Raw genomic sequence first — 22,859 nt, 5'->3', positions numbered from 1 at the left:
AGGGTCAGTGCCGATGAAGACATTCGCCCACCACACGACTGCCCGGGTCGGAGGCAGCGCGGGGAGTGGGTCACCGCGTACTCCGACCAGCTGGCGCTTGCCGTGCTCCGAGAGCACCACCTGCCCAGTGACGCTGATCGCGCCGCAGGACGTGACACCCTCCTGGTCCTCGGAGGCGGCTCCAACCTCCTCGTCTCCGATGAGGGATTCGACGGAACCGTGCTCCAGCTGGCGTTCTCGGGCATCAGCGCAGCCCCGGACAGCTCCGCCGAGGACGACGCCGTCATCGTCACAGTCGCCGCAGGGCACTCCTGGGAGGCGCTGGTGGCATGGACCGTGGACCGGGGTCTCCGCGGGCTTGAGGCGCTCTCGGGCATCCTGGGAACCGTCGGCGCATCGCCGGTTCAGAACGTGGGCGCATACGGCACCGACGTCTCGCAGACCATCCTCGACGTCACAGCCTGGGACCGTGTGGAGGATGAGCGCATCACCCTGACCAACGAGGACCTGAAGTTCGGCTACCGGGACTCGCTGCTCAAGAGGGAGACGATCCTCGGGTCGCCGCGCTATGTGGTGGTCGAAGTCCGCTTCCGCCTTCACCACGCGCCGGGACGCCCGCTGTCCGCCCCGTGCGCTATGCCGAGCTTGCCCGCCAGCTGGGCATGGACCCCAACCTTCCCCGAGGAGCGCCGCACCGGCCTGCGCGAGGTCCGGGAGAAGGTGCTGGAGCTGAGAGGCTCCAAGGGAATGGTCCTGGATCCGCAGGACCACGACACGTGGTCCACCGGCTCCTTCTTCACCAACCCCATTCTCCGTGCGTCGGACGCCGCCGGTGTGCCGGAGGAGGCCCCGAGGTTTCCGGCCGGGCACGACGAAGCCGACGAGCCGATGGTCAAACTGTCGGCGGCGTGGCTCATCGAGCATGCCGGCGCCGGTCGCGGATTCGGTGCGGAGCTGACGGACGGACGCGCCTCACTCTCCACGAAGCACACACTCGCGGTGACCAACCGGGGATCGGCCACCGCCGCAGATATGCTCACCGTCGCTCAGGCTGCCCGGGACCGGGTGCGGGACGCCTTCGGCATCGATCTGCACCCGGAGCCGGTGCTGGTCGGCTGCGACCTCTGACGCGGCCGCTCAGAGCTTCCCGACGCTGATCAGCAGCATACGGCGCAGCGGCTCAGCCGCGCCCCAGAGAAGCTGATCGCCCACCGTGAAGGCGCTGATGTACTCGGGCCCCATCTCCAGCTTGCGGATGCGCCCGACCGGGATCGTCAGCTCACCGGTGGCCGCCACGGGTGTCAGCCCGGCCACCGTGGCCTCCTTCTCATTCGGGATGACCCGGGAGTATTCTGTGCCCTTGTCGATGATCGACTCGATCTCCTCCACGGAGAGGTCCTCCCGGAGCTTGAGGGTCAGCGCCTGGGAGTGGGAGCGCAGGGCGCCGACGCGGACGCAGAGCGAGTCGAAGGGAACGGCGTCCCCGCGGCGCTCGACGCCCGGAGCGAGGCTGTCGCCGCGGCCGAGGATCTTGTTGGTCTCGACCCCGCCCTTCCACTCCTCCTTGGCGACGCCGTTGCCGAGGTCGGCGTCGATCCAGGGGATCAGCGACCCGGCCAGCGGGACGCCGAACTGGGATGCGTCCACGCCGGTGCGCTGGGCCTCCAGCACCTTGCGGTCGATGTCCAGGATGGCGGAGGCAGGGTCGTCGAGCTCCGCCCCCACGACGCTGCTCAGGGCGCCGAACTGGGTCAGCAGCTCCCGCATATGCTGGGCGCCGCCGCCGGAGGCCGCCTGGTAGGTCATCGCGGTGCCCCACTCCACGAGGTCCTCCTTGAACAGCCCGCCCAGTCCCATGAGCATGCAGGACACGGTGCAGTTGCCGCCGATGAACTCTTTGACCCCCGCGTCGAGGCTGGCGTCGATGACGTCACGGTTGATGGGGTCCAGCGTGATGATGCTGGAGTCCTCCATGCGGAGGGTGGAGGCGGCATCGATCCAGATGCCGTCCCAGCCCGCCTCACGCAGCTTGGGGTACACGGCTTTGGTGTAGTCCCCGCCCTGCGCGGTGACGATGATGGGAAGCTTCCGCAGGGTGTCGACGTCGTAGGCGTCCTGGAGCGTCGGCGTCTGCGGCTCGAGGTTTTCGAAGGCGGGTGCGGGCCCGCCCGCGTTGGACGTGGAGAAGAAGACCGGGTCGAAGTGCGCGAAGTCTCCCTCGTCCACGAACCGCTGGAGGAGCACGGAGCCGACCATTCCGCGCCAGCCGATCAGCCCCACGGAGGGGTCTCGGCGGCGACGGACGAGGTGGCTGCGGACGCAGCAGGCGCAGAAGTCATGCCACCCACCTTAGCGAATTCCCGAATGCCCGCGCAGGGCATCGGTCACACTCTGCGGTAGGTCTCGAATCGGTAGCGTACGCCGGACTCTGAGGTGTCCCAATTTCCCTCACCTTGGGCGCTGCTTACCATGACCCACTGGGAGGGTGCAGCTCCGGGGCGTAGGTATCACCGGGTGCGTCAGTGTCGATGATCGTCACACTGGCCATATCCGCCAGATCCCTCTCCACAGCTTCGGCGTAGACGCCGCCGCCGCCCATGATCCAGATGAGGCTGGAGGCATCATTGATGTGCTCGCGCGCCTCATCCAGGGCCTCCTCCAGCGAGTCCGCCGGGACCGCGCCCTCCCCGGCGAGGCGGCCTCGCTGCTCCGGGCTGCGAGTGACCACGATGTTGACCTGCCCCGGCAGAGGCCGGAAGCGCTCCGGCAGGGAATCCCAGGTCCGTCGGCCCATCACGACGGGACAGTAACGGTGATGCTCTTGAAGTAGGCCAGATCCTCGGGCACGTGCCACGGCATGGCGCCGTCGGCGCCGATGACCCTCTCCGGGGTCTGAGCCCAGATCATTCCCACGACGCCGCGCCTCATACGGCGACCTGTGCCCTGATGGCCGGGTGGGGTCGTAGCCGAGGACCTCGAAGTCCTCGTAGGCATAGTCGAAGATGGAGTCCGGCCTGCGGGCCAGTCTCACCTGCGGGTAGGGCCGCGGGCTGCGCTCCAGCTGCTCTTGGACCTGCTCGACGTGGTTCGAATAGATGTGGCAGTCCCCGCCGGACCAGATGAATTCGCCCGGCTTCAGCCCTGTCTGCTGGGCCACCATGAGCGTCAGGAGCGAATAGCTGGCGATGTTGAACGGCACACCCAGGAACATGTCCGCACTGCGCTGGTACAGCTGGCAGGAGAGCCGTCCGTCAGCCACGTAGAACTGGAACAGGATGTGGCAGGGGGCAGCGCCATCTCATCGATCTGCCCCGGATTCCATGCGCTCACCACGTGCCGACGCGAGTCGGACTGCTGCGGATCTGCTCGACGACCTGCGCGATCTGATCGATGCTGGTGCCGTCGGGAGCTTACCACGAGCGCCACTGGACACCGTAGATGGGGCCGAGCTCGCCGTCGTCGTCCGCCCATTCGTTCCAGATCCGGACGCCGCGCTCCTGCAGCCAGGTGCTGCTGGAGTCGCCGCGCAGGAACCACAGGAGCTCGAGGGCGACGCCCTTGAAGTAGACCCGCTTAGTGGTGATCAGCGGGAAAGACTCCGAGAGGTCGAACCGGATCTGCCGCCCGAACACGCTGCGGGTCCCCGTGCCGGTTCGGTCCTCTTTGAGGGCTCCGTGGTGGAGCACGTCGGCGAGCAGGTCCTCATAGGGCGTGGGTATGGCGTTCACGCAGACGAGTCTAGTCCTCGTAGGGCTCGTAGATCTCAAGGGAGACGATTCGTCCGCCGCAGTCGACCGCCTGCTGGGCGATGAGAACCGCGCCCGGCTGCAGGTAGGGGTCTGCCTTCGGGATCGCTTCCGCCAACGAGGGCGAATCCAGCCAGGATTCCAGGGCGTTCAGCACCAGAGGCAGCACAGGCCGGTGCGTGCACACCAGGCTGGGCACGACCAGCTCGAGCGAGCGGCGCACCCGGCGCGCCGTCTTGGCCGGATCCTGAGCGGCCCGCTTCTCGGTGAGCGACTTGCGGTACTTGATGCGGTGGCGGTGCTTCTTGACGTAGGGGCGACCGTCTCCGCGCAGCGCTTCCAGGGAGAGCAGTGCAGGGTACGAGGGCGCCACGCAGACAGCAGCTGCTCCACGGTCTTGGCCTGGCGCTTGCCCGTGGCGGCCAGCGGGCGCTCCGACTCCGGCTTGGACCAGGATGAGCGCGGCTTTGCCTTCGCATGCCGCAGCACCACGAACGGCACCGTGTGGAGCCGGGTCTCGTCGCAGAGGCGCTGCAGCTCGTCCAGGGGCTCGTGGTCCCCGGGCTGGCTGAGCATTCCGCGGGCCTGCTCGGGAGTGACCCAGCGGATCTCATCGGCCTCCTGGCCGTCCGGCGTGGGCCTGCCGTCGATGATCTGCGCGGCCCAATACCACACCTCCTTGGTGCGGGGGCCGCTCTGTCCCTGGATCTCATACCGCGTCACCGGCAGGGGAACGCCCAGTCGGATCTTGACGGATGCTTCCTCAGCACATTCCCGCACTGCGCATTCGGGCAGCGTCTCACCCTCGTCGAGCTTGCCCTTGGGGAACGACCAGTCGTCGTAGCGGGGGCGATGGATGAGCAGCACCTGGAGCTGTCCCTGATGCAGGCGCCAGATGAGCGCACCTGCCGCGAGGACCTCCGCCTGAGTGCCGTCGTCGGAGAGCGACGCACTGCGGCGTCGGGGAACGTATTGCATGAGCAGCGGCGATGGATCCAGGGCCTCCGGACGGTTCACCCTCAAAAGTACCAGCCGGGGCATACTGTGTGTCGGTTTTGAACACCTCGAAGCCCAGCCTGCGGTAGAGGCCGACGGCCGGAGCATTGGCCGCGTCCACGTAGAGGATGATCTCCGTCCGGCCCTGCGACGCCATGTGCTGCACACCTGCCAGCGTCAGCTGCTTGCCGAGCCCGCGTCCCTGGGCATCCGGTGATACGCCGACCACGTAGACCTCTCCGACCGGGCCGGGAGCGCCGTCGCGCAGGGGCACTTTGGTCCAGTGGAACCCCAGCAGCTCACCGTCCTCCCAGGCCATCAGCAGGCCCGCAGGGTCGAACCACTCCTCTGCCATCCGTGCGCGCAGATCGTTAAGGTCCAAGCGTCCCTGCTCCGGGTGATCGGCGAAGGCGGCCGCGTTGACGCGCAGCAGGGCGTCCTCGTCGTGGCCGGGCATGAAGCGTCTGATGCGCACGCCGTCGGGGAGCGCGGCGTCGGGGAGACTGCCGGGGTCGGTATGACGCATGACCCACAGCTCTCGGACAGGCTCCCAGTCCCACCGAGCGGCGAGCCGCGCAGCAGCGGGTGACCTCCATGGGCCCAGGCTCTCCGGGCGCGGCCTTCCGCCGGGGCGAGCGTGTCCGAGGAGAGACGCTCCATCAGCGCAGTCCCGAGTCCGCGGCCGCGCTGCTCCGGATGGACCACCAGTTCAAGCACGGACTCCGTGCCGACCTCCGCGCGGGAGTGGAGGACGACGCTACCCCGGTGAGCTCCATTCCTCCGGCGCCGTCTGCGGACCAGGCGCCGATCACTGTGGCCGAAGGGTGCTCGCCCTGTGCTCCGGCCCGGATCTGCGCCTTCGTCTCATCGTTGAACGGCTCTGCGCCGTCCGCCGCGTGCGCGGCGTCAGCGAGCGTCAGAAGCTGGTCGGCGAGTTCCGCATTGAGAAGAGCTGGGAGTATCTGCGGCGCATGTGAGCTCATGTCCCCAGGGTAGTGGGATTACCCGGCGTCGGCGTCACTGTCGACCAGCAGCCGGTATCCGACATTGCGCACAGTGCCGATCAGCGATTCGTGCTCAGGCCCCAGCTTGGAGCGCAGCCTACGAATATGGACGTCCACTGTGCGCGTGCCGCCGAAGTAGTCATAGCCCCAGACCTCATGGAGCAGGCGGTCACGGGTGAAGACCTGCCCCGGGTGCAGAGCCAGGTGCTTCAGCAGCTCGAACTCCTTGTACGTGAGGTTCAGGAGCTTGCCGTGGATGGTGGCCATGTAGGTCGTCTCATCGATGACGATGGCTCCGGCCCGAATCTCGCTTGCGGGCGCCTCCTCCTGCGTGACCACGGCGGCCATGCGGATGCGGGCATCGACTTCGCCGGGGCTGGCGCCGGTGAGGATGAAGTCGTCGGCCTGCCACGATTCGTTCAGCGTCGGCAGGGCGGCCTCATTGACGATCACGATGACCGGAGACAGCATCGAGGACCTGAGCAGCTGGCACAGCGACCGCGCGTGGCTGAGGTTGCTGCGTGCGTCCACCAGTGTGATGTCGACCGTGGGAGCACGGACGATGGAGGAGGCTTCAGCGGGAAACGGTCGAGCCCGGTGGTTCAGCAGTTCCAGCGACGGCAGTGCATCCTCAGGGGAGTCAGAGAGCAGAAGCACCTGCGCCATCGGCATTCCCTCCACTCATCGGAACAACTCACTCTGGCCAGCGACACTACACCGCAGCCACGGGTCCGGGCACAGCGATGTCCGCCATACGAAAAAGGCCCGGTCTGGTCCGAGCTTGAGTATAACCATGGCGTGACCTGAGTCTCTGGCAGGATGGAGCCGTGATGAAGACCCCTGCTTGTGGCCGCCTCCGCCGCGGTGCTTGCTGTCGCGGCCGCTGTGCTTCTCGGTGTTCAGCCTACCATGGCGACTGCAGGTGTCCTGGCGGTGGGCTTCATGGCTGCGGTCACTGCCCAGGTGCTGTGGGGAGCGGGGCCGCGCAGGCTGGAGCGGACCTTCACCATGGTGGGCGGCCTGGCCGCAGGTGCGCTGGGCGCCGGGGCTGCGGCCTACGTCATCGAGCGACTCTGGCTGGGCTAGTGCCGCGTGTGAGCCGGTACACTGACCGCTATGACTGACGCACAGATCATTGCACTTGAGGTGTTCTTCATCGGCCTGATCGCTCTGGCAGGCCTGGTGATCGGATACGTCGCCTACTTGGTGCTCTCACGCCTCTACAAGGGTCAGCGCTGATTCAGCAGTGGCTTCACCCTCACCCCTGCTGAACCGTCCCGGCGCGGTGGCCGCCTCCGGGCCCGACGAAGGCGTCGCGGCCCATTACGGCAGTCCAGTCGCCGAGCAGCGCGCACTGGCGGACGGACGGGCCGCTGTGGACATGTCTCACTGTGCGGTGGTGACAGTGTCTGGGCCGGACCGTCTGTCGTGGCTGACCACGCTGAGCTCTCAGCAGGTCGCCTACCTGAAGCCGGGGATTCCTCCGAGCTGCTGCTTCTGGACATCTCCGGCCGCATCGAACAGGCGCCCGCCATCACCGACGATGGTGAGACTGCCTGGCTCATCACTGAGGGCTCCCACGGTGCGGAGCTGGCCGAATGGCTGGACTCGATGAAGTTCATGCTTCGGGTCGAGATCACGGACCGCAGCGCTGATTTCGCCGTGCTGGGCTCCACCGCTCGTCTGCCCGAAAGCCTGGGTGCGCTTACTGTGTGGGCCGACCCGTGGCCGAACTTGGCCCCGGGCGCGGAGCCCTATACGGCCGTGGCCGAGGAGGAGCACCCCGGCCGAGACTGGTCCTGGCTGCTGACCGTCGTGCCCCGCGAGCAGCTTGAGCGCAGCGCAGATCTTCTCTCTGAGCACGGAACAGGCCTCGCGGGCGTGTGGGCGTATGAGGCGCTCCGCGTCGCTGCGTGGCGTCCGCGGCTTGCCTGGGACGTGGACGCGAAGGCGATTCCCCACGAGCTGGACCTCATCCGACGTCGGTGCACCTGACCAAGGGGTGCTACAAGGGTCAGGAGACCATCGCGCGGGTGCACAACCTGGGCCACCCCCACGGCGCCTGGTGTTCCTGCACCTTGACGGCTCCGAGCACACGATGCCGGCACCAGGAGCTGACGTCCTCGCGCCGAAGGATGCAGGCAGTCGCGAAAGCATGGCTCAGGAGCGTCCGGTCGGGCGAGTGACCTCGGTGGCCCGCCACCACGAGGCAGGTCCTATCGCCTTGGCCCTGGTCAAGCGGAAGGTCGACCCTGAGGCGCAGCTTGTGGTGCGCGATCAGCCTCCCGCCGAGGAGGGATCAGAAGAGGTGCCGGAGCCGGTGTTCTACGCCGCAGGGCAGGAGCTGATCGTTCGTCCGGACGCTGGGCAGGCGGTCGGACGTCCGCAGGAGACTTCCTGCGCGGCCGCCCCCGCTGACTCGGCCGCCGAGTCAGCGGCCGAAGAGGATCTTGGCCTCTTCGTATCGCGAGAGCGGCACCTCTTTGAGCCCGTCGAGCGCCTCCTCCAAGTTCACCTTCAGGATCTCTGTGCCTCGCAGTGAGGCCATGTGGCCCCAGGCGCCCTCGTGGACCAGATCCATGGCGCGCATGCCGAAGCGGGTCGCCAGCACCCGGTCGTAGCCCGTCGGGTTTCCGCCGCGCTGAATATGTCCGAGCGTGGTGTTGCGCGTCTCGATCCCGGTGCGCTCCTCGAGCTGAGCTGTCACCCACTCTCCGATTCCTCCGAGTCGGGGGCGGCCGGAGTCCTCGACGCCCTTGCTTACCAGAGCCTCTTCGGCGCCCTCCGGGATGAATCCTCGGCGACGACGATCAGCGGCGAGCGGCCGCGCGAGTGGACCTGCTCAGTCCACTCGCAGATCTGGTCCATGCTCACTCGCTGCTCGGGTATGAGGATGGCGTGAGCGCCTGCGGCCATGCCCGAGTGGAGGGCGATCCATCCGACGTGGCGCCCCATCACCTCCGCGACCATGGCGCGGTGGTGGGACTCTCCGGTGGTGCGCAGCCGGTCCATCGCGTCCGTCGCAATGCTGATCGCCGTGTCGAAGCCGAAGGTGTAGTCGGTGGCCTTGAGGTCGTTGTCGATGGTCTTGGGCACGCCCACCACGGGAACACCGTCGTCCGCCAGCCGCTTCGCACCGGCGAGGGTGCCTTCGCCTCCGATAGCGATGACCGCGTCGACGTCGTGTGCCTTCATGGTGGCGATGATGTTCTCAGGCCCGCCCTGGGGATGGTTGTAGGGGTGGGTCCGGGAGGTGCCGAGAATCGTGCCGCCGTTGCGCGAGATGCCTCGGACGTCGTGGCGGCTGAGGGGAAGTAGTCGGCCTCGATGAGACCGCGCCAGCCCCGGAAGCCCACGAACTCATCGGCGAAGCTCTTCTCTCCGTGCAGCACCGCTGCTCGGATCACGGCGTTCAGCCCGGGGCAGTCGCCCCCGGAGGTCAGCAGTCCTATGCGCATATGGTCAGGCCCCTCGATGAAGCGGTGGATGCGGTCGATGCCGTTCTTCAGGTCTTCGTCGCCGAGAGCGTAGGAGAGGCGGAAGTAGCCGCCGGGCCCGAAGGCTTCACCGGGCACCACAGCCACTTTCGCCCGCTCCAGGATGAGCTCGGCCAGTTCGGCGGATGTCTGCGGCACTGATCCGCCGAAGCTTCGGCCGAGGGCGCCGCGCACGTCGACATAGGCGTAGAACGCTCCCTTGGGTGTGGGGCACTCGAAGCCGGGGATGGCGCTGAGCGCCTCCACCATCGTCCGGCGGCGGCGGTCGAAGGCGGTGCGCATCTCCTCGACGGCGTCCATGGGCCCGGTGACGGCGGCCAGCGCGGCCGCCTGTGAGACGTTGGCGACGTTCGAGGTGGAGTGGGACTGAAGGTTCGTCGCGCCCTTGATGATGTCCTGGGGCCCACCATCCAACCCACGCGCCAGCCGGTCATGGCGTAGGTCTTGGCCACTCCGTTGACGATGACGGTCTGATCGGCAAGCTCGGGCAGTGAGGCGATCGACGTGAACGGGACGTCGTCGTAGGTCAGGTGCTCGTAGATCTCGTCGGTGATGACCCACAGGCCCTTCTCGGCGGCCCACCGTCCGATCTCAAGCGTCTCCTCGGGCGAGTACACGGCGCCCGTGGGGTTCGAGGGGGAGACGAAGATCAGGGCCTTGGTCCGCGGGGTCAGAGCGGACTCGAGCTGGTCGACAGTGACCTTGAAGCCTTGGTCCGGTCCGGCGAAGACGTCCACGGCACGGCCGCTTACGAGCTGGATCGCCTCCGGGTATGTCGTCCAGAAGGGCGCGGGGAGCAGAACCTCGTCGCCCGGGTTCACCAGTGAGGCGAGTGCCGCATAGACGGCCTGCTTGCCGCCGTTGGTGATGAGGACCTGGGACGATTCCGCCTCGTACGACGAATCGCGGGTCGTCTTCTCGGCCACAGCCTGCCGCAGGTCTGGCAGGCCTGCGGCAGGGGTGTAGCGGTGGAATCTCGGGTCCTTGGCCGCGGCGACTGCGGCGTCCACGATGTAGTCGGGGGTCGGGAAGTCGGGCTCTCCGGCACCGTAGCCGATGACGTCCTCTCCCGCGGCCTTCATGGCCTTGGCCTTCGCGTCGACCGCCATAGTGGCGGAGGGGGTGATCGAGCTGATGCGGTCCGACAGTCGTGAGGCTGGAGCAGGCATAGCAACAGCCTAACCCGCACTGTCCCAGTCGTCATGGGCTTCCACGTGTTGATGCCGACCGTATGTCGGATTGGCTTCCTGACCCAATAGCATGCACAATAGTGAACATGACAGTGGCGTATTTGGGGCTCACCGCTCCGATCTCAGGGGCCTTCCTGAGGTGCGGCGCACGGCGGTCCCCGCCCTGCCGTCGCGGTGGCGAACCGAACAGTGGCCCCTCGTCCAGGACGATGACGGGGATGACGGCTGCGTCACGGTCACGTTCCTGCGCCACGCTCCCGCGGCTCACACCGTGCTGCTCATCCTGGACGGCCTGACGGAGGTCGAGGATGCGCAGCGCTCTGAGATGGAGTTCCTCGGCGACGGGCTCTTCGCCATCGCCTGGCGCATGCCGCGCGGCACGGAGCTGGGCTACAGCTTCTACGACTGCTCCGGAGCGTGCGTGCCATGGCGTGACCAGGCCGACTGTCCGTTGGGCCGCCTCGTCGACCGCTCATCCTCGGACCAGCGCAATCCCCACCGGCGCACTGTCGACGGACGCGAGCTCTCGCTGCTCTCTGTGCCCCTGCGGACCAGCTCCGCGCTGGCAGCCTGAGCAGGCATCCTCGCTTACCAGTTGGCCTCAGCCCTCTCTGGTGCGTAGACTGGATCCCCGGTGTCTCAGATGCCCCTGTTCAGTGCGCCTTCCACCCGGCGGAGCAGGAGTCGGATGAGGCTCTTGAAGGGCAGTGGCGCAATTGGTAGCGCAACGGTCTCCAAAACCGTAGGTTGCAGGTTCGAGTCCTGTCTGCCCTGCACAGTGCTGGCGAGTCCGCCGCCCTCCCGGGCAGCGGGCCTCAGCCTGAAGAGTGGTCACCCAGTGATCCGCTTGATGAACTGACCACGGCAACGCACAGAAGATGGAGCCTGCGTGTCCCACACCCCGGTGACAGAAGTCGACGGTGCCTCCGGCGACGGCTCCAAGAACCCCTTCGTCAAAGTATGGCGGTTCCTCAAGCAGGTCATCGATGAGCTTCGCAAAGTCATTGTTCCGACCCGCTCGGAGCTGCTGAACTACACCCTGGTGGTGCTGGTCTTCGTGCTGATCGTCATCGGGATCGTCACCGGGCTGGATTGGATCTTCAGCCGCGGAGCGGACTTCATCTTCGGCGGCTGAGGCGACGCCGCAGTACGTACACATACCAAGGAGAATCGTGTCTGACCAGGAGCTTGAGCAGGAAGAGACGGCAGAAGCCGTCCCGGCCGACCAGGAGCAGCCCGACGCTGCCCAGGAGGAGGTCGCCCCTGCTGAGGAGGAGAAGACCTACGAGGAGCGGGCCGAAGAGCTCCGGGCCGAGCTCCGCCGAGGCCTCGGCGACTGGTACGTGGTGCACACCTACGCTTACTACGAGAAGCGCGTGAAGTCCAACCTGGAGACTCGCATCCAGACCCAGGACATGGAGGAGCACATCTTCGAGATCGATGTCCCCATGGAAGAGGTCGTCGAGATCAAGAACACCCAGCGCAAGATCGTCAACCGCGTGCGCATTCCCGGCTACGTCGTGGTCCGCATGGACCTTACCGATGAGTCATGGGGCGTCGTCCGTCACACGCCGGGCGTCACCGGATTCGTGGGCAACGCGCACGACCCGCAGCCGCTGTCCACGGACGAGGTGTTCCAGATGCTCAGGACCACCGCCTCGGCAAGCCCGGCGAGCAGAAGAAGGGCGAGGCCGGAGAAGGCCAGGGCGGCTCTGCTCAGGCGTCCTCCAGTGACGTCAAGGTGGACTTCGAGGTCGGCGAGTCTGTCACGGTCACGGACGGGCCGTTCGCGACCCTGCCTGCAACGATCAACGAGATTCATGCCGATTCGCGCCAGCTGGTGGTCCTCGTCTCCATCTTCGAGCGGGAGACTCCGGTCACGCTGAACTTCAACCAGGTCGAGAAGATCTACTGACCCCAGAATTCGTCGTCGCGCTTCAAGCTTTGGAAGCCCGGCGACGGTACGGGCGGCCCGGCCAGGTCCGCTCACCCCTGCTGCCTCGCTCCTGAGCAAGCAGGACGCACGAACAGTAAGGACAGATTATGGCTCCCAAGAAAAAGGTCGCCGGTCTGATCAAGCTGCAGATCGAAGCGGGCGCCGCCAACCCGGCGCCCCCATCGGTCCTGCTCGGTCAGCACGGCGTGAACATCATGGAGTTCTGCAAGGCGTACAACGCGGCGACTGAGACCCAGCGCGGCAATGTGATCCCTGTGGAGATTACGGTCTACGAGGACCGCTCCTTCACCTTCATCACCAAGACTCCGCCCGCTGCAGAGCTCATCAAGAAGGCCGCAGGCGTGAAGAAGGGCTCCGGCGTTCCGCACACCGAGAAGGTCGGCAAGCTCACGCAGGCCCAGGTTGCGGAGATCGCACAGACGAAGATGGAGGACCTCAACGCCAACGACATGGAGGCTGCCTCCAAGATCGTTGCAGGCACCGCCCGATCCATGGGCATCACCGTCGACAGCTGACTGTCGGCTTCAGAATCGAAGAACCGGCCCGGCAGGACTGCCGGGCGGCGTGGGAAGGGCCGAGCGCGGCCCGCGTACCACAACTGCTAAGGAGAGAACGCAGATGGCACAGCGCAGCAAAGCATTCCGGGCCGCGGCCGCCAAGATCGACGAGGACGCTCTGTACTCGCCGACTCAGGCTGTCGCCCTGGCCAAGGACACCAACCCGTCCAAGACGGACGCCACCGTGGAGGTCGCTATGCGGCTCTCGGTGGACCCCGCAAGGCGGACCAGATGGTCCGCGGCACGGTGAACCTGCCTCACGGCACGGGCAAGACGGCACGAGTGGTCGTTCACCCAGGGCGACAACGTCGCCAAGGCAGAGGAGGCCGGTGCTGACCACGTCGGCGGCGATGAGCTCATCGCCAAGGTGGCAGACGGCTGGACGGACTTCGACGCGGCCGTGGCCTCGCCGGACATGATGGGCAAGGTGGGGCGTCTCGGCAAGATCCTGGGCCCCGCAACCTGATGCCCAACCCGAAGACGGGCACCGTCACCCCTGATGTGGCCAAGGCCGTCAGCGAGATCAAGGGAGGCAAGATCGACTTCCGCGTCGACAAGCACTCCAACCTCCACTTCATCATCGGCAAGACGAGCTTCGACGCAAAGGCTCTCGCTGAGAACTACGCGGCCGCTCTTGAGGAGATTCTTCGTCTCAAGCCGTCGGCCTCCAAGGGCGCTACATCCAGCGCGCCACACTGGCGACGACATTCGGCCCCGGCATTCCGGTGGACCCGAACGTCACCAAGGTGATCGCCGACTCCTGATCCGCATGCCATAGGAGAGGCCCGCATCCCATTGAGGGTGCGGGCCTCCTATGCGCTTGGACTATGCGGAACCTGTGCCGTATAGTTGACCACTGACCAAAGACCGCCGGTCGTTCATGCTGTGAAGCACCAGTTGGCTCTGGAGCTTCGGTCACCGGGAATCACTTCTCGGAGTGCAGCAGAACTGTAAAGACCCATACGGGCGACCTGCGCAGGACACTTGAGCCGAACCAGATGGACAGCGGGCGTATGCCCCTGAACCTCTTTGGAAGCCCCGTGCACCTGTGCAGCGGGGCTTTTTAATGCCCCATTCGCCTGGGACTGTCTGACCGGCCCTGCAATTGGAAGGAGTGCCATGGCGAATCCTGAGAAGGCCGCCGCGGTTGAGGAGCTGAAGAACCTGCTCAGCAGCTCAGACGCGGCCGTCCTGACGGAGTACCGCGGGCTCAGCGTGGAGAAGCTTCAGAAGCTGCGCAACTCCGTGCGGGCCAACGCGAACTACGCCGTGGTGAAGAACACGCTGACCGAGATTGCGGCCAAGGAGCTCGGCATCGAAGCCTTTGAGGGCAAGATGCAGGGCCCATCCGCGATCGCCTTTGTGCACGGCGACGCTGTCGACGTGGCTAAGGCACTGCGTGACTTTGCCAAGGAGAACCCTCAGCTCATCCTCAAGGGCGGCTACATGGATGGCGCCGTCCTCGACGAGAGCGAGATCAAGAAGCTCGCGGATCTTGAATCCCGTGAGGTTCTGCTCGGCAAGCTGGCTGGCGCCCTCATCGGTGCCCAGTCCAAGGCTGCCGCCGTATTCCAGGCACCGCTGTCCAAGACCGTTCGCACGGTCGAGGCGCTGCGCGTGAAGGAAGAAGAGGCTGCCTGACGCTTGTCAGAGCGCCCACTGCACGTCAAGATCCGCAATCAGCAACAGAAGTTAAGGAGCCGCTGAAATGGCTAAGATGAGCAATGAAGAGCTGCTGGAGCAGTTCAAGGAAATGTCCCTGATCGAGCTCTCCGAGTTCGTGAAGCTGTTCGAAGAGACCTTCGACGTCACTGCTGCCGCACCTGCCGCAGCCGCTGCCGCGCCTGCCGCCATGCGGCGACGCTGGCGAGGCCGAAGAGGAGCAGACCGAGTTCGACGTCGTGCTCGAGAGCGCCGGCGACAAGAAGATCGGCGTCATCAAGGAGGTGCGCGGTCTCACCTCCCTCGGTCTGAAGGAGGCCAAGGAGCTCGTCGACGGCGCGCCCAAGGCAGTCCTGGAGGGCGTCGACAAGGACGCCGCCGAGAAGGCCAAGGAGACTCTTGAGGGCGCAGGCGCCACTGTCACTCTCAAGTGATTCCTGCCGCTGAGAAGCGGCAGCTGAATCGCAGAAAAGCCCCGGAGGTCCCCTCCGGGGCTTTTCTGCATCTCGACGGCTTATAGCCTGGCACCCGGCTTGGGCCTGAGGCCCGCTGCGACCAGCACCAGGCCAGCGACTGTGCACACCACCAGCCCCACCACGAGCGGGTCGATGGAGAGCCCGAACGCGGTGCTCGCCATGACCCACAGCGCCAGCATCAGGCAGGCTGTGCCCAGGATGACCGAGCCCAGTCGGATGCCCTCGTGGGAGCTTGGGCGAGCGCAGTCGTCTCGGACCGGCTCTGAGGCTGCTCAACGTCCTGCCGCTGCCACCAGCGCGGCCTGCGCTCCGGCTCCTTCCATGTGAAGTCATCGCCCGGCTGCGCGCGAAGCGACTCAGCCAGAATCGCATCCACATCGTCCGCGGCAGGGTGGGCCTGCTCCTTGGGAGCGGCGGGTCGGGTCCGATCGGCGTCTCTGCCCATGCTCAGTTCTCCTCGGCGAAGGTCGTGGCGTCAAAGATGGTCACGTTTCCGAATGCTTGATTGATGTGAACGTCGATCTCCCCAGCGGCCTCAGCGTCATCACCTTCATCGGCGGGGCCGAAGCGCTGCTCGTCGCTGCCGATCCCGGCTTGTGACTGGGTGAGCGTCTGGGTGCGGAAGTCCAAGTTGGAGAAGGCGTGGGCGGCCGTGACGGTGACCCGAGCGTCGTCGGGCACGACGACGTCGACGTTGCCGAACCTGCCGTTGATCTCCACCTCATGGGCGTAGCCCTGATCGGTTCCGGCGAAGGACTGGGGTCTGTGAGGTCGACTGTGGTGTTCGCGAAGGCTGTGTTGACCTCCTCCGAGGACGTCGCATAGCTGCCGAACACATGCGTCGCACTGCCCGCAGACTGCATCAGGGCCAGTACCAGCATGGCGCCCGTGAGGACAGTGAGGAGAGCTGTCGGTCCGCGTCGGCCCCTGAGCCCGGCGCCGATGTGCAGCAGTGCCGTGAGGGAGACGAAGGCGGCGAGCACAGTCAGCGCCGCGGCCGCGGCGGAGAGCCCGATCACGGAGGCGAACAGCATGGCCGCACCCACAGCTGGTGCCGTCAGCAGAAGCAGGCCGAATGTGACGAGACGACGGCGCCGCTTCTCCTCATATGGGATGCCTGACCCGGAGGCCGAGCGGGGCTCGCCATAGGAGGGGCGCGTCAGGGGCACCGTCTGCGACTGCGGCCCAGCTTTCGCCGAGGTCTGGTCCGCACGGTGTGCCTGCCCAGCGGCGGGAGTCGGCTCAGGCCCGTCCTTGGGGTACCACGCCTACTGTCGCTCTGGGGTGCCCAGCGGGCACGGGAGGAGGCCTGAGCTTCGCGCGGCCCTGCGGACCCGCCTCGGTCTGGATGATCCGCCTCCGGACCCTGCCGGTGTGAGATGCGTCGAACGGCTGCCAGTGCGATCCAGGCGACCGCACCCAGCACCGCGACGTTCAGCAGGAACTGGAGGGGCCTGCTGCGGCGGGGGTGAAGAGGTTCAGCAGTCCGACGACGGCCAGCAGCCCGCCTGCTGCAGCGCCGCTGGTGAAGTCTCCGCGCAGTGCACGCTCAGCATGTATCTGCCCCTTCCTGTCGGGGAGGAGGATCCATGCGAGCCCGTAGAGCAGGGCAGTGGGCGCCGTGGCGACGATGAAGGCGAGGACGCCGAGCCCGCGGACCAGTGCGGCGTCCCATCCGAGCCGGTCGCCGACCGCAGCGAGAACTCCGCCGACCCAGCTGCTGTGCGGCCTGTGCCAGCCGGTGGACCGCACCCATTCGAAGATTCCGCTTCCGACCGGGCGTGCATCGCGGTGTTCTTTGTCGCTCATGCACCCATCTTCGACAATGAGGACTGCTCGCCGATATGAGGTGCGACCCTGATTCGCACCCTGATTGCGCCTCCACGGCCCCGGATTCTATGGGGAAGCCCGGGTGCAGGCGCCCTGACGCGTGGCAGGATGGCTGTATGACAGCGCAGCTCAGCCACCCCCAGCGCTCGGCGCCGCGTCCTGCGCTGCGACGGGCATTGGGGGCTCCGGTCGCGGGCGTGGCTCTGGGCACAGCACGGCACTTGGGCGTCTCAGTGCTCACCGTGCGCTGCGGCTTCATCCTTCTTGCACTCCTGGGCGGCGCTGGGATCCTCCTCTACCTGTGGCTGTGGATCTTTGTGCCCGCAGAGAATGAGCCTGCCCCCACGGCTTACTTCTCGCGGCCTGTCAGGTCCAGCTGCTGAGTAAGCGCCCGCACCGGGCCGCGCCGCGGCGGATGCCAGGTCCGGGCGCGGGGTTCGCAGAGCGCTCGAATCGATGACCGGCTCACCGGAGGTGCTCGCCGGAGGAGTTCTGCTCGTCACAGCAGGCTTCCTGGCCGCGCAGCTGCTCGGCCTGGGACTCGATTGGCGCATCGTGCTCCCGCCTGCGGGGCTCCTTCTCGGCGTGCTGCTCGTGTGGCACCAGCTGGACAGAACCGGGGCTCACTCGACGTCGGACGACCAGGGCGCGGGGCTTCTCTGGCAGGCGGGCGGGGAGCGGTGCTGGTCCTGGCCGCCGTCCTCGTCATCGCATCCGGACTCGTTCCGGCGGCGGAGCTGCTGGTGGGGGTCATCGTGGCGGCGATGCTGCTGGCAGGCATGGGGCTGGTGGTCGCACCGTGGGTCATCCGCCTCTACCGAACCTCTCAGGCGGAGCGCGCCAGAGCCGCGGCGGAGGCGGAGCGCGCCGATATCGCCGCCCACCTTCATGATTCGGTCCTGCAGACGCTGGCGATGATCCAGAAGCAGAAGGCTGACCCGTCAGCGGTCGAGGGCCTCGCCAGGGGCCAGGAGAGGCAGCTGCGCTCGTGGCTCTATCGTCAGAATGCGCGGGCGACGGGAACCCTCAGAGATCAGATCCTCGCTGTGGCGGCCGAGCTCGAGGAGGCGCATGCCGTTCCTGTCGAGGTGGTGAGCGTCGGAGAGTCCTCGGCACCGACCATGCGGCGCTCGTTGCCGCGGCGCGGGAGGCGATCCTCAACGCCCTCACCCATGCCGGACCGGCCAGCGTCTACATCGAGTCCTCGCCCGAGAGCGATGCGGTGTTTGTGCGCGACCGCGGCACGGGCTTCGACCTCGACGCCCTGGCCCACGATCCGGCGAAGTCTGATCGGCTGGGCATTCGCGGCTCCATCATCGGCCGCATGAGCCGAGCCGGGGGCGGGCGGCGGTCCGTTCGAGCGAACGCGGAACCGAGATTCAGCTGTACATGCCCGTCGCGGCGCAGCGCGCCGACCTGCCGCCGCATGGGTCCTCCGATGAGGCGCAGAAAGGCTCTTCCGAATGACTCGCAGAGTAGTGATAGTCGATGATCACGGCATTTTTCGCTCCGGCCTGAGGGCGGAGCTGGGCGACGCCGTCGACGTCGTGGGCGAGGCGTCGGATGTGGACTCAGCTGTGCGTCTGATCACCGCCCATCGGCCGGAGGTCGTGCTCCTCGATGTGCACCTGCCGGGCGGCACGGGAGGCGGCGGGGCGGAGGTCGTGCGCCTGTGCCGTCCTGTGCACAGTGAAACGCGCTTCCTCGCCATCAGCGTCTCCGATGATGCCTCCGACGTAGTCTCCGTCATCCGAGCGGGCGCACGCGGCTACGTCACCAAGACCATCAGCACGCCTGATCTGATCGACGCCCTCGAGCAGGTGGCGCTGGGCGACGCCGTGTTCTCGCCGAGACTGGCCTACTTCGTCCTCGACGCGTTCGGGACGGCGGGGGTGCGGCGCATGGGGTCCGCGACGAGGAGCTGGACCGCCTTTCGGCGCGGGAGGTTGAGGTGATGCGCCTGATTGCACGCGGGTACACCTACCGGGAGCTTGCCGCTGAGCTGTTCATCTCCATCAAGACCGTTGAGACGCACGTCTCCGGTGCTCCGCAAGCTCCAGCTGAGCTCTCGGCATGAGCTGACGCGGTGGGCGGAGCAGCGCCGCATCGTCTGATGCGGACGGCAAACACGCCGCGGATGGGCGCCGCTATCGCGGGCTGGCGCGGTCTACTGCTAATGTGTGACCCAGCTCGTGATGTTGGCCGGGCTTCTTTCTGCGCGCACTTGCTCGCATGCCCAATCGGGTGTATTCTCAAAGTTCGCGTCGTCTCCATTTGTCATGCCTTCATATTGCGGTGGGCAGCTTAGATGGCGCCGCCCGGAGCGGCGGCGCGGACCTATAGACCATTGGACGCTGACATTCGGAAGCTACGAAGGTCTTCGGAAGGATCCTCTTGGTCGCCTCGAGCACCTCAATCAATACCGCTGCATCGGCCCGTACAGCTGAGTACGCTTACCGCATTTCATTCGCAAAGATCCACGAGCCCCTGGACGTTCCGGAGCTCCTCGCTCTTCAGATCGAGTCCTTCGACCGCCTCGTCGGCAACGACTCATGGGCAGCTCGCGTGGAGGAAGCTCGCGAGAAGGGCATCAAGGGCGTCTCAGACACGTCCGGCCTGGCAGACATCTTCGAGGAGATGTCCCCATCGAGGACTTCCAAGAGACGATGTCGCTCTCCTTCTCGGACCCGGAGTTCGCTGACCCCAAGATGACGGTGGAGGAGTGCAAGGACCACGACACCACCTACTCGGCCCCGCTGTACGTCAAGGCCGAGTTCATGAACCACAACACCGGTGAGATCAAGCAGCAGACGGTCTTCATGGGCGACTTCCCTGATGACCGACCGCGGCACCTTCATCATCAACGGCACCGAGCGTGTTGTCGTCTCGCAGCTGGTCCGCTCACCCGGCGCCTACTTCGAGCGCTCCGCCGACAAGACCAGCGACAAGGACATCTACACCGCCAAGGTGATTCCCTCCCGCGGTGCGTGGTTCGAGCTGGAGATCGACAAGCGCGATCAGGTCGGAGTCCGCCTCGACCGCAAGCGCAAGCAGCCGGTCACTGCTCTGCTCAAGGCCCTCGGCTGGACCGAGTCCCGCATCCTGGAGGAGTTCGGCGACTACGACTCCATCCGCGCCACTCTCGAGAAGGACACCTTCGCGGACCAGGACGAGGCGCTCCTCGACATCTACCGCAAGCTTCGGCCGGGCGAGCCCCCGACGGTGGAGGCTTACCGCTCCCTGCTGGAGTCGCTGTACTTCACCCGCAAGCGCTACGACCTGGCCAAGGTCGGCCGGTACAAGCTGAACCGCAAGCTCGGAGTGGACAAGAACTTCTCCGACGCGGACGCCGCTGTGCTGACGGAAGAGGACATCACTGCGATGGTCCACTACCTGTGCGCTCTGCACGCAGGCTTAAGCAGTCGGTCAAGGGCATCCGGGACGGCGAGCAGATCGACCTCCCCGTCACCGTCGACGACATCGACCACTTCGGCAACCGCCGCATCCGTGCGGTGGGCGAGCTCATCGAGAACCAGGTCCGCACCGGGCTGTCCCGGATGGAGCGCGTCGTCCGTGAGCGTATGACGACTCAGGACGTCGAGGCGATCACGCCGCAGACGCTGATCAACATTCGCCCCGTGGTGGCCAGCATCAAGGAGTTCTTCGGAACCTCCCAGCTGTCCCAGTTCATGGACCAGAACAACCCGCTCGCGGGTCTGACGCACAAGCGTCGCCTCTCGGCACTGGGCCCAGGCGGCCTCTCCCGTGACCGAGCTTAAGATGGAGGTCCGCGATGTCCACCCGTCGCACTACGGCCGCATGTGCCCCATCGAGACCCCTGAGGGTCCGAACATCGGTCTGATCGGCTCCCTGGCCACCTACGGCCGGATCAACAACTTCGGATTCATCGAGACTCCCTACCGCAAGGTCGTCGACGGGATGGTGACCGACAAGGTCGAGTACCTCACCGCCGACGACGAGCTGCTGGCGCAGATCGCCCAGGCGAACGCGCCCCTGGAGGAGGACGGCTCCTTCACTGAGGGCAAGGTTCTCTGCCGCGGCCGCGCTGACGCCGCAGCGGGGGAGCAGGGCGAGCCGATTCTCGTCGAGCCCTCAGACATCGACTACATGGATGTCTCCCGCGCCAGATGGTCTCTGTGGCGACGGCTCTGATCCCGTTCCTCGAGCACGACGACGCGAACCGTGCGCTCATGGGAGCAAACATGCAGCGTCAGGCGGTGCCGCTGCTCGAGGCGGAGTCGCCCTACGTCGGCACGGGTATGGAGAAGTACGCCGCAGTGGACGCCGACGACTCCGTCACGGCCCAGCGGGCTTGGCTGTGGTCACCAAGGTCGCCGCGGACCTGGTCACCGTCCTCAACGACGACGGTACCCAGACCCACTACCCGATCATGAAGTTCCAGCGCTCCAACCAGGGCAACGCCTACAACCAGCGCGTGCGGGTCTCTGAGGGCGACCGGGTGGAGCGCAGCTCCATCATCGCCGACGGCCCCTCCACTGAGTCCGGCGAGCTGGCCCTGGGCAAGAACCTGCTGGTGGCCTTCATGTCATGGGAGGGCCACAACTTCGAGGACGCGATCATCCTCTCCCAGCGGCTCGTGCAGGACGACGTGCTCACCTCAATCCACATCGAGGAGCACGAAGTCGACGCCCGAGACACCAAGCTCGGTGCCGAGGAGATCACCCGGGACATTCCCAACGTCTCCGAGGAGATGCTCTCCCAGCTCGATGAGCGGGGAATCATCCACGTGGGCGCTGAGGTCGAGTCCGGAGACATCCTCGTCGGCCGCGTGACGCCCAAGGGCGAAACGGAGCTGACCCCGAGGAGCGCCTGCTGCGCGCCATCTTCGGCGAGAAGTCCCGCGAAGTGCGCGACACCTCTCTGAAGGTGCCCCACGGCGAATCCGGAACTGTCATCGGGGTGCGCATCCTCGACGCCGAGGAGGGTCACGAGCTTCCTCCCGGAGTGAACCAGGTCGTCCGTGTGTACGTGGCGCAGAAGCGCAAGATCACCGACGGCGACAAGCTCGTTTACTTACATGGCAACAAGGGCGTCATCTCCAGGATCCTTCCTGTGGAGGACATGCCCTTCATGCCCGACGGCACCCCCGTCGACGTTGTGCTCAACCCCATGGGCGTGCCCGGCCGTATGAACATCGGCCAGGTCATGGAGCTCCACCTCGGATGGGCCGCCTCCCAGGGCTGGACCATCGAGGGAGACGCCGAATGGCTCAAGGATCTTCCTGGCCTGCCGCGTGAGACCGGCCCCACGAAGGTTGCGACTCCGGTGTTCGACGGTGCCAACCCCGAGGAGCTCACCGGAATCCTCGAGTCCATCAACCCCAACCGTGATGGGGAGAAGATGGTGGCGGCCTCGGGCAAGGCGCAGCTCTTCGACGGCCGTTCGGGCGAACCGTTCCCGAGCCGGTCGCAGTCGGCTACATGTACATCCTGAAGCTGCACCACCTCGTGGACGACAAGATTCACGCCCGCTCCACCGGACCGTACTCGATGATCACCCAGCAGCCGCTGGGCGGTAAGGCCCAGTTCGGCGGCCAGCGATTCGGCGAGATGGAGGTGTGGGCTCTCGAGGCATACGGCTCGGCGTACACGCTGCAGGAGCTGCTGACCATCAAGTCCGACGACATCCACGGCCGCGTCAAGGTCTACGAGGCCATCGTCAAGGGCGAAGACATCCCCGAGCCCGGGGTTCCGGAATCGTTCAAGGTCCTCATCAAGGAGATGCAGTCCCTGTGCCTGAACGTCGAAGTCCTCAACACCGAAGGCAAGGCCTTCGAGATGCGAGACGCGGACTCCGACGACTCCGGCTTCAGCGCAGCTGAAGAGCTCGGCATTGACCTCTCGCGCGCCGAGCCCAGCTCGGTCGAAGAGGTCTGAGGCCCCCTTCAGCATCGCCAGCACGT

Annotated in this window: 21 protein-coding genes, 1 tRNA gene and 10 pseudogenes; 17 read left to right on the top strand and 15 right to left on the bottom strand. The window is 66.3% G+C overall.

Annotated elements, in window-relative coordinates; genetic code table 11:
* Positions 1–102 precede the first annotated feature (102 nt).
* The gene (locus tag K0H76_RS18370) at positions 103–1,128 is read left to right on the top strand and encodes a UDP-N-acetylmuramate dehydrogenase (protein ID WP_258933913.1); all 1,026 of its coding nucleotides are present in this window, start codon (positions 103–105) and stop codon (positions 1,126–1,128) included.
* Positions 1,129–1,137: 9 nt separating this feature from the next.
* Here the strand turns inward: K0H76_RS18370 and asd are convergent, their stop codons facing one another.
* The 7 genes and pseudogenes from asd to K0H76_RS18335 form a co-directional block, all read right to left on the bottom strand.
* Complete coding sequence (gene asd, locus K0H76_RS18365; protein ID WP_258935472.1) at positions 1,138–2,256, bottom strand: aspartate-semialdehyde dehydrogenase; 1,119 nt, start codon at positions 2,254–2,256, stop codon at positions 1,138–1,140.
* Between the two features lie 208 nt (positions 2,257–2,464).
* Entirely contained in the window at positions 2,465–2,794 is a 330-nt protein-coding gene (locus K0H76_RS18360) for a dihydrofolate reductase (RefSeq protein ID WP_258933912.1), read from the bottom strand.
* Positions 2,794–2,907, bottom strand: coding sequence for a dihydrofolate reductase (locus K0H76_RS18355; protein ID WP_258935471.1), 114 nt, complete (start codon positions 2,905–2,907; stop codon positions 2,794–2,796). The genes K0H76_RS18360 and K0H76_RS18355 overlap by 1 nt, the downstream gene beginning before the upstream one ends.
* A gap of 17 nt (positions 2,908–2,924) precedes the next feature.
* A pseudogene (locus K0H76_RS18350) lies at positions 2,925–3,728 on the bottom strand (thymidylate synthase).
* A 10-nt stretch (positions 3,729–3,738) separates the two neighbouring features.
* Positions 3,739–4,634: pseudogene (locus K0H76_RS18345) on the bottom strand (NUDIX hydrolase).
* Complete coding sequence (gene mshD, locus K0H76_RS18340) at positions 4,546–5,277, bottom strand: mycothiol synthase (RefSeq protein ID WP_258935470.1); 732 nt, start codon at positions 5,275–5,277, stop codon at positions 4,546–4,548. Before mshD ends, K0H76_RS18345 begins: the two are co-directional and overlap by 89 nt.
* 466 nt (positions 5,278–5,743) lie before the next feature.
* Entirely contained in the window at positions 5,744–6,412 is a 669-nt protein-coding gene (locus K0H76_RS18335) for a response regulator transcription factor (RefSeq protein WP_258933911.1), read from the bottom strand.
* A 180-nt stretch (positions 6,413–6,592) separates the two neighbouring features.
* On the opposite strand from K0H76_RS18335, the gene K0H76_RS18330 reads away from it, so the two are divergent.
* From K0H76_RS18330 to K0H76_RS18320, 3 genes and pseudogenes are all read left to right on the top strand, one after another.
* A complete protein-coding gene (locus K0H76_RS18330) occupies positions 6,593–6,832 on the top strand; it encodes a hypothetical protein (protein ID WP_258933910.1) in 240 nt (79 codons plus the stop codon).
* A gap of 30 nt (positions 6,833–6,862) precedes the next feature.
* On the top strand, positions 6,863–6,985 hold the full coding sequence (locus tag K0H76_RS18325; RefSeq protein WP_256369548.1) for a hypothetical protein: 123 nt from the start codon (positions 6,863–6,865) through the stop codon (positions 6,983–6,985).
* A gap of 7 nt (positions 6,986–6,992) precedes the next feature.
* Positions 6,993–8,129 (top strand): annotated as a pseudogene (locus K0H76_RS18320) (folate-binding protein); the annotation flags it as partial.
* A 48-nt stretch (positions 8,130–8,177) separates the two neighbouring features.
* Here the strand turns inward: K0H76_RS18320 and K0H76_RS18315 are convergent.
* The 3 genes and pseudogenes from K0H76_RS18315 to K0H76_RS18305 form a co-directional block, all read right to left on the bottom strand.
* Positions 8,178–8,453 carry a 6-phosphofructokinase gene (locus K0H76_RS18315; protein ID WP_258933909.1) on the bottom strand — a complete coding sequence of 92 codons (276 nt, stop codon included), beginning with the start codon at positions 8,451–8,453 and terminating at the stop codon, positions 8,178–8,180.
* A gap of 53 nt (positions 8,454–8,506) precedes the next feature.
* Positions 8,507–9,204 (bottom strand): annotated as a pseudogene (locus K0H76_RS18310) (ATP-dependent 6-phosphofructokinase).
* 15 nt (positions 9,205–9,219) lie between these two features.
* Positions 9,220–10,412, bottom strand: a pseudogene (locus K0H76_RS18305) (pyridoxal phosphate-dependent aminotransferase); the annotation flags it as partial.
* A gap of 160 nt (positions 10,413–10,572) precedes the next feature.
* Between K0H76_RS18305 and K0H76_RS18300 the strand changes: the two are divergent.
* The 8 genes and pseudogenes from K0H76_RS18300 (at position 10,573) to rplL (ending at position 15,043) form a co-directional block, all read left to right on the top strand.
* Positions 10,573–11,007, top strand: a complete 435-nt coding sequence (locus tag K0H76_RS18300; protein WP_258933908.1) for a hypothetical protein — start codon at positions 10,573–10,575, stop codon at positions 11,005–11,007.
* A 127-nt stretch (positions 11,008–11,134) separates the two neighbouring features.
* Positions 11,135–11,207, top strand: a tRNA-Trp gene (locus K0H76_RS18295).
* Between the two features lie 115 nt (positions 11,208–11,322).
* Entirely contained in the window at positions 11,323–11,568 is a 246-nt protein-coding gene (secE, locus tag K0H76_RS18290) for a preprotein translocase subunit SecE (protein WP_210410169.1), read from the top strand.
* 37 nt (positions 11,569–11,605) lie between these two features.
* Positions 11,606–12,348, top strand: a pseudogene (nusG, locus tag K0H76_RS18285) (transcription termination/antitermination protein NusG).
* 128 nt (positions 12,349–12,476) lie between these two features.
* Positions 12,477–12,905, top strand: coding sequence for a 50S ribosomal protein L11 (gene rplK, locus K0H76_RS18280; protein WP_258933907.1), 429 nt, complete (start codon positions 12,477–12,479; stop codon positions 12,903–12,905).
* Between the two features lie 103 nt (positions 12,906–13,008).
* Positions 13,009–13,711: pseudogene (rplA, locus tag K0H76_RS18275) on the top strand (50S ribosomal protein L1).
* A gap of 355 nt (positions 13,712–14,066) precedes the next feature.
* Positions 14,067–14,588, top strand: a complete 522-nt coding sequence (gene rplJ / locus K0H76_RS18270) for a 50S ribosomal protein L10 (protein WP_146340953.1) — start codon at positions 14,067–14,069, stop codon at positions 14,586–14,588.
* A 67-nt stretch (positions 14,589–14,655) separates the two neighbouring features.
* Positions 14,656–15,043, top strand: a pseudogene (rplL, locus tag K0H76_RS18265) (50S ribosomal protein L7/L12).
* Positions 15,044–15,123: 80 nt separating this feature from the next.
* Here rplL and K0H76_RS18260 read toward each other — a convergent pair.
* From K0H76_RS18260 to K0H76_RS18250, 3 genes are read right to left on the bottom strand one after another with little or no spacing between them, the layout of a single operon-like run.
* Complete coding sequence (locus K0H76_RS18260) at positions 15,124–15,264, bottom strand: hypothetical protein (RefSeq protein ID WP_258933906.1); 141 nt, start codon at positions 15,262–15,264, stop codon at positions 15,124–15,126.
* A complete protein-coding gene (locus tag K0H76_RS18255; protein ID WP_258933905.1) occupies positions 15,264–15,530 on the bottom strand; it encodes a hypothetical protein in 267 nt (88 codons plus the stop codon). Before K0H76_RS18255 ends, K0H76_RS18260 begins: the two co-directional genes overlap by 1 nt.
* Positions 15,531–15,532: 2 nt before the next feature.
* The gene (locus K0H76_RS18250) at positions 15,533–15,805 is read right to left on the bottom strand and encodes a hypothetical protein (protein ID WP_258933904.1); all 273 of its coding nucleotides are present in this window, start codon (positions 15,803–15,805) and stop codon (positions 15,533–15,535) included.
* 116 nt (positions 15,806–15,921) lie between these two features.
* On the opposite strand from K0H76_RS18250, the gene K0H76_RS18245 reads away from it, so the two are divergent.
* The gene (locus tag K0H76_RS18245; RefSeq protein ID WP_258933903.1) at positions 15,922–16,206 is read left to right on the top strand and encodes a hypothetical protein; all 285 of its coding nucleotides are present in this window, start codon (positions 15,922–15,924) and stop codon (positions 16,204–16,206) included.
* A gap of 313 nt (positions 16,207–16,519) precedes the next feature.
* Here K0H76_RS18245 and K0H76_RS18240 read toward each other — a convergent pair whose 3' ends face one another.
* Positions 16,520–16,894, bottom strand: a complete 375-nt coding sequence (locus K0H76_RS18240) for a PspC domain-containing protein (RefSeq protein WP_258933902.1) — start codon at positions 16,892–16,894, stop codon at positions 16,520–16,522.
* Positions 16,895–17,031: 137 nt separating this feature from the next.
* Here K0H76_RS18240 and K0H76_RS18235 point away from each other — a divergent pair, with 137 nt between their 5' ends.
* Positions 17,032–17,298 carry a PspC domain-containing protein gene (locus tag K0H76_RS18235; protein WP_258933901.1) on the top strand — a complete coding sequence of 89 codons (267 nt, stop codon included), beginning with the start codon at positions 17,032–17,034 and terminating at the stop codon, positions 17,296–17,298.
* Positions 17,299–17,380: 82 nt separating this feature from the next.
* Here K0H76_RS18235 and K0H76_RS18230 read toward each other — a convergent pair whose 3' ends face one another.
* Positions 17,381–17,518 carry a hypothetical protein gene (locus K0H76_RS18230; RefSeq protein WP_258933900.1) on the bottom strand — a complete coding sequence of 46 codons (138 nt, stop codon included), beginning with the start codon at positions 17,516–17,518 and terminating at the stop codon, positions 17,381–17,383.
* A 77-nt stretch (positions 17,519–17,595) separates the two neighbouring features.
* Here K0H76_RS18230 and K0H76_RS18225 point away from each other — a divergent pair, with 77 nt between their 5' ends.
* The 3 genes and pseudogenes from K0H76_RS18225 to K0H76_RS18215 all read left to right on the top strand — a co-directional run bounded on the left by K0H76_RS18225 (position 17,596) and on the right by K0H76_RS18215 (position 22,833).
* Positions 17,596–18,243 (top strand): hypothetical protein, encoded by a 648-nt coding sequence (locus K0H76_RS18225; RefSeq protein ID WP_258933899.1) that lies wholly within the window; start codon positions 17,596–17,598, stop codon positions 18,241–18,243.
* Between the two features lie 135 nt (positions 18,244–18,378).
* Positions 18,379–19,029 (top strand): annotated as a pseudogene (locus K0H76_RS18220) (response regulator transcription factor).
* Positions 19,030–19,309: 280 nt separating this feature from the next.
* Positions 19,310–22,833: pseudogene (locus K0H76_RS18215) on the top strand (DNA-directed RNA polymerase subunit beta).
* The last annotated feature ends 26 nt before the right edge of the window (positions 22,834–22,859 follow it).

Origin of the sequence: Nesterenkonia pannonica (genome assembly GCF_019575955.1) — a bacterium.
In the GTDB taxonomy this organism is placed as follows: Bacteria; Actinomycetota; Actinomycetes; order Actinomycetales; family Micrococcaceae; genus Nesterenkonia; species Nesterenkonia pannonica.
The sequence above is the reverse complement of the archived record's forward strand: the minus strand, read 5'-3'. Positions and strand labels throughout refer to the sequence as shown.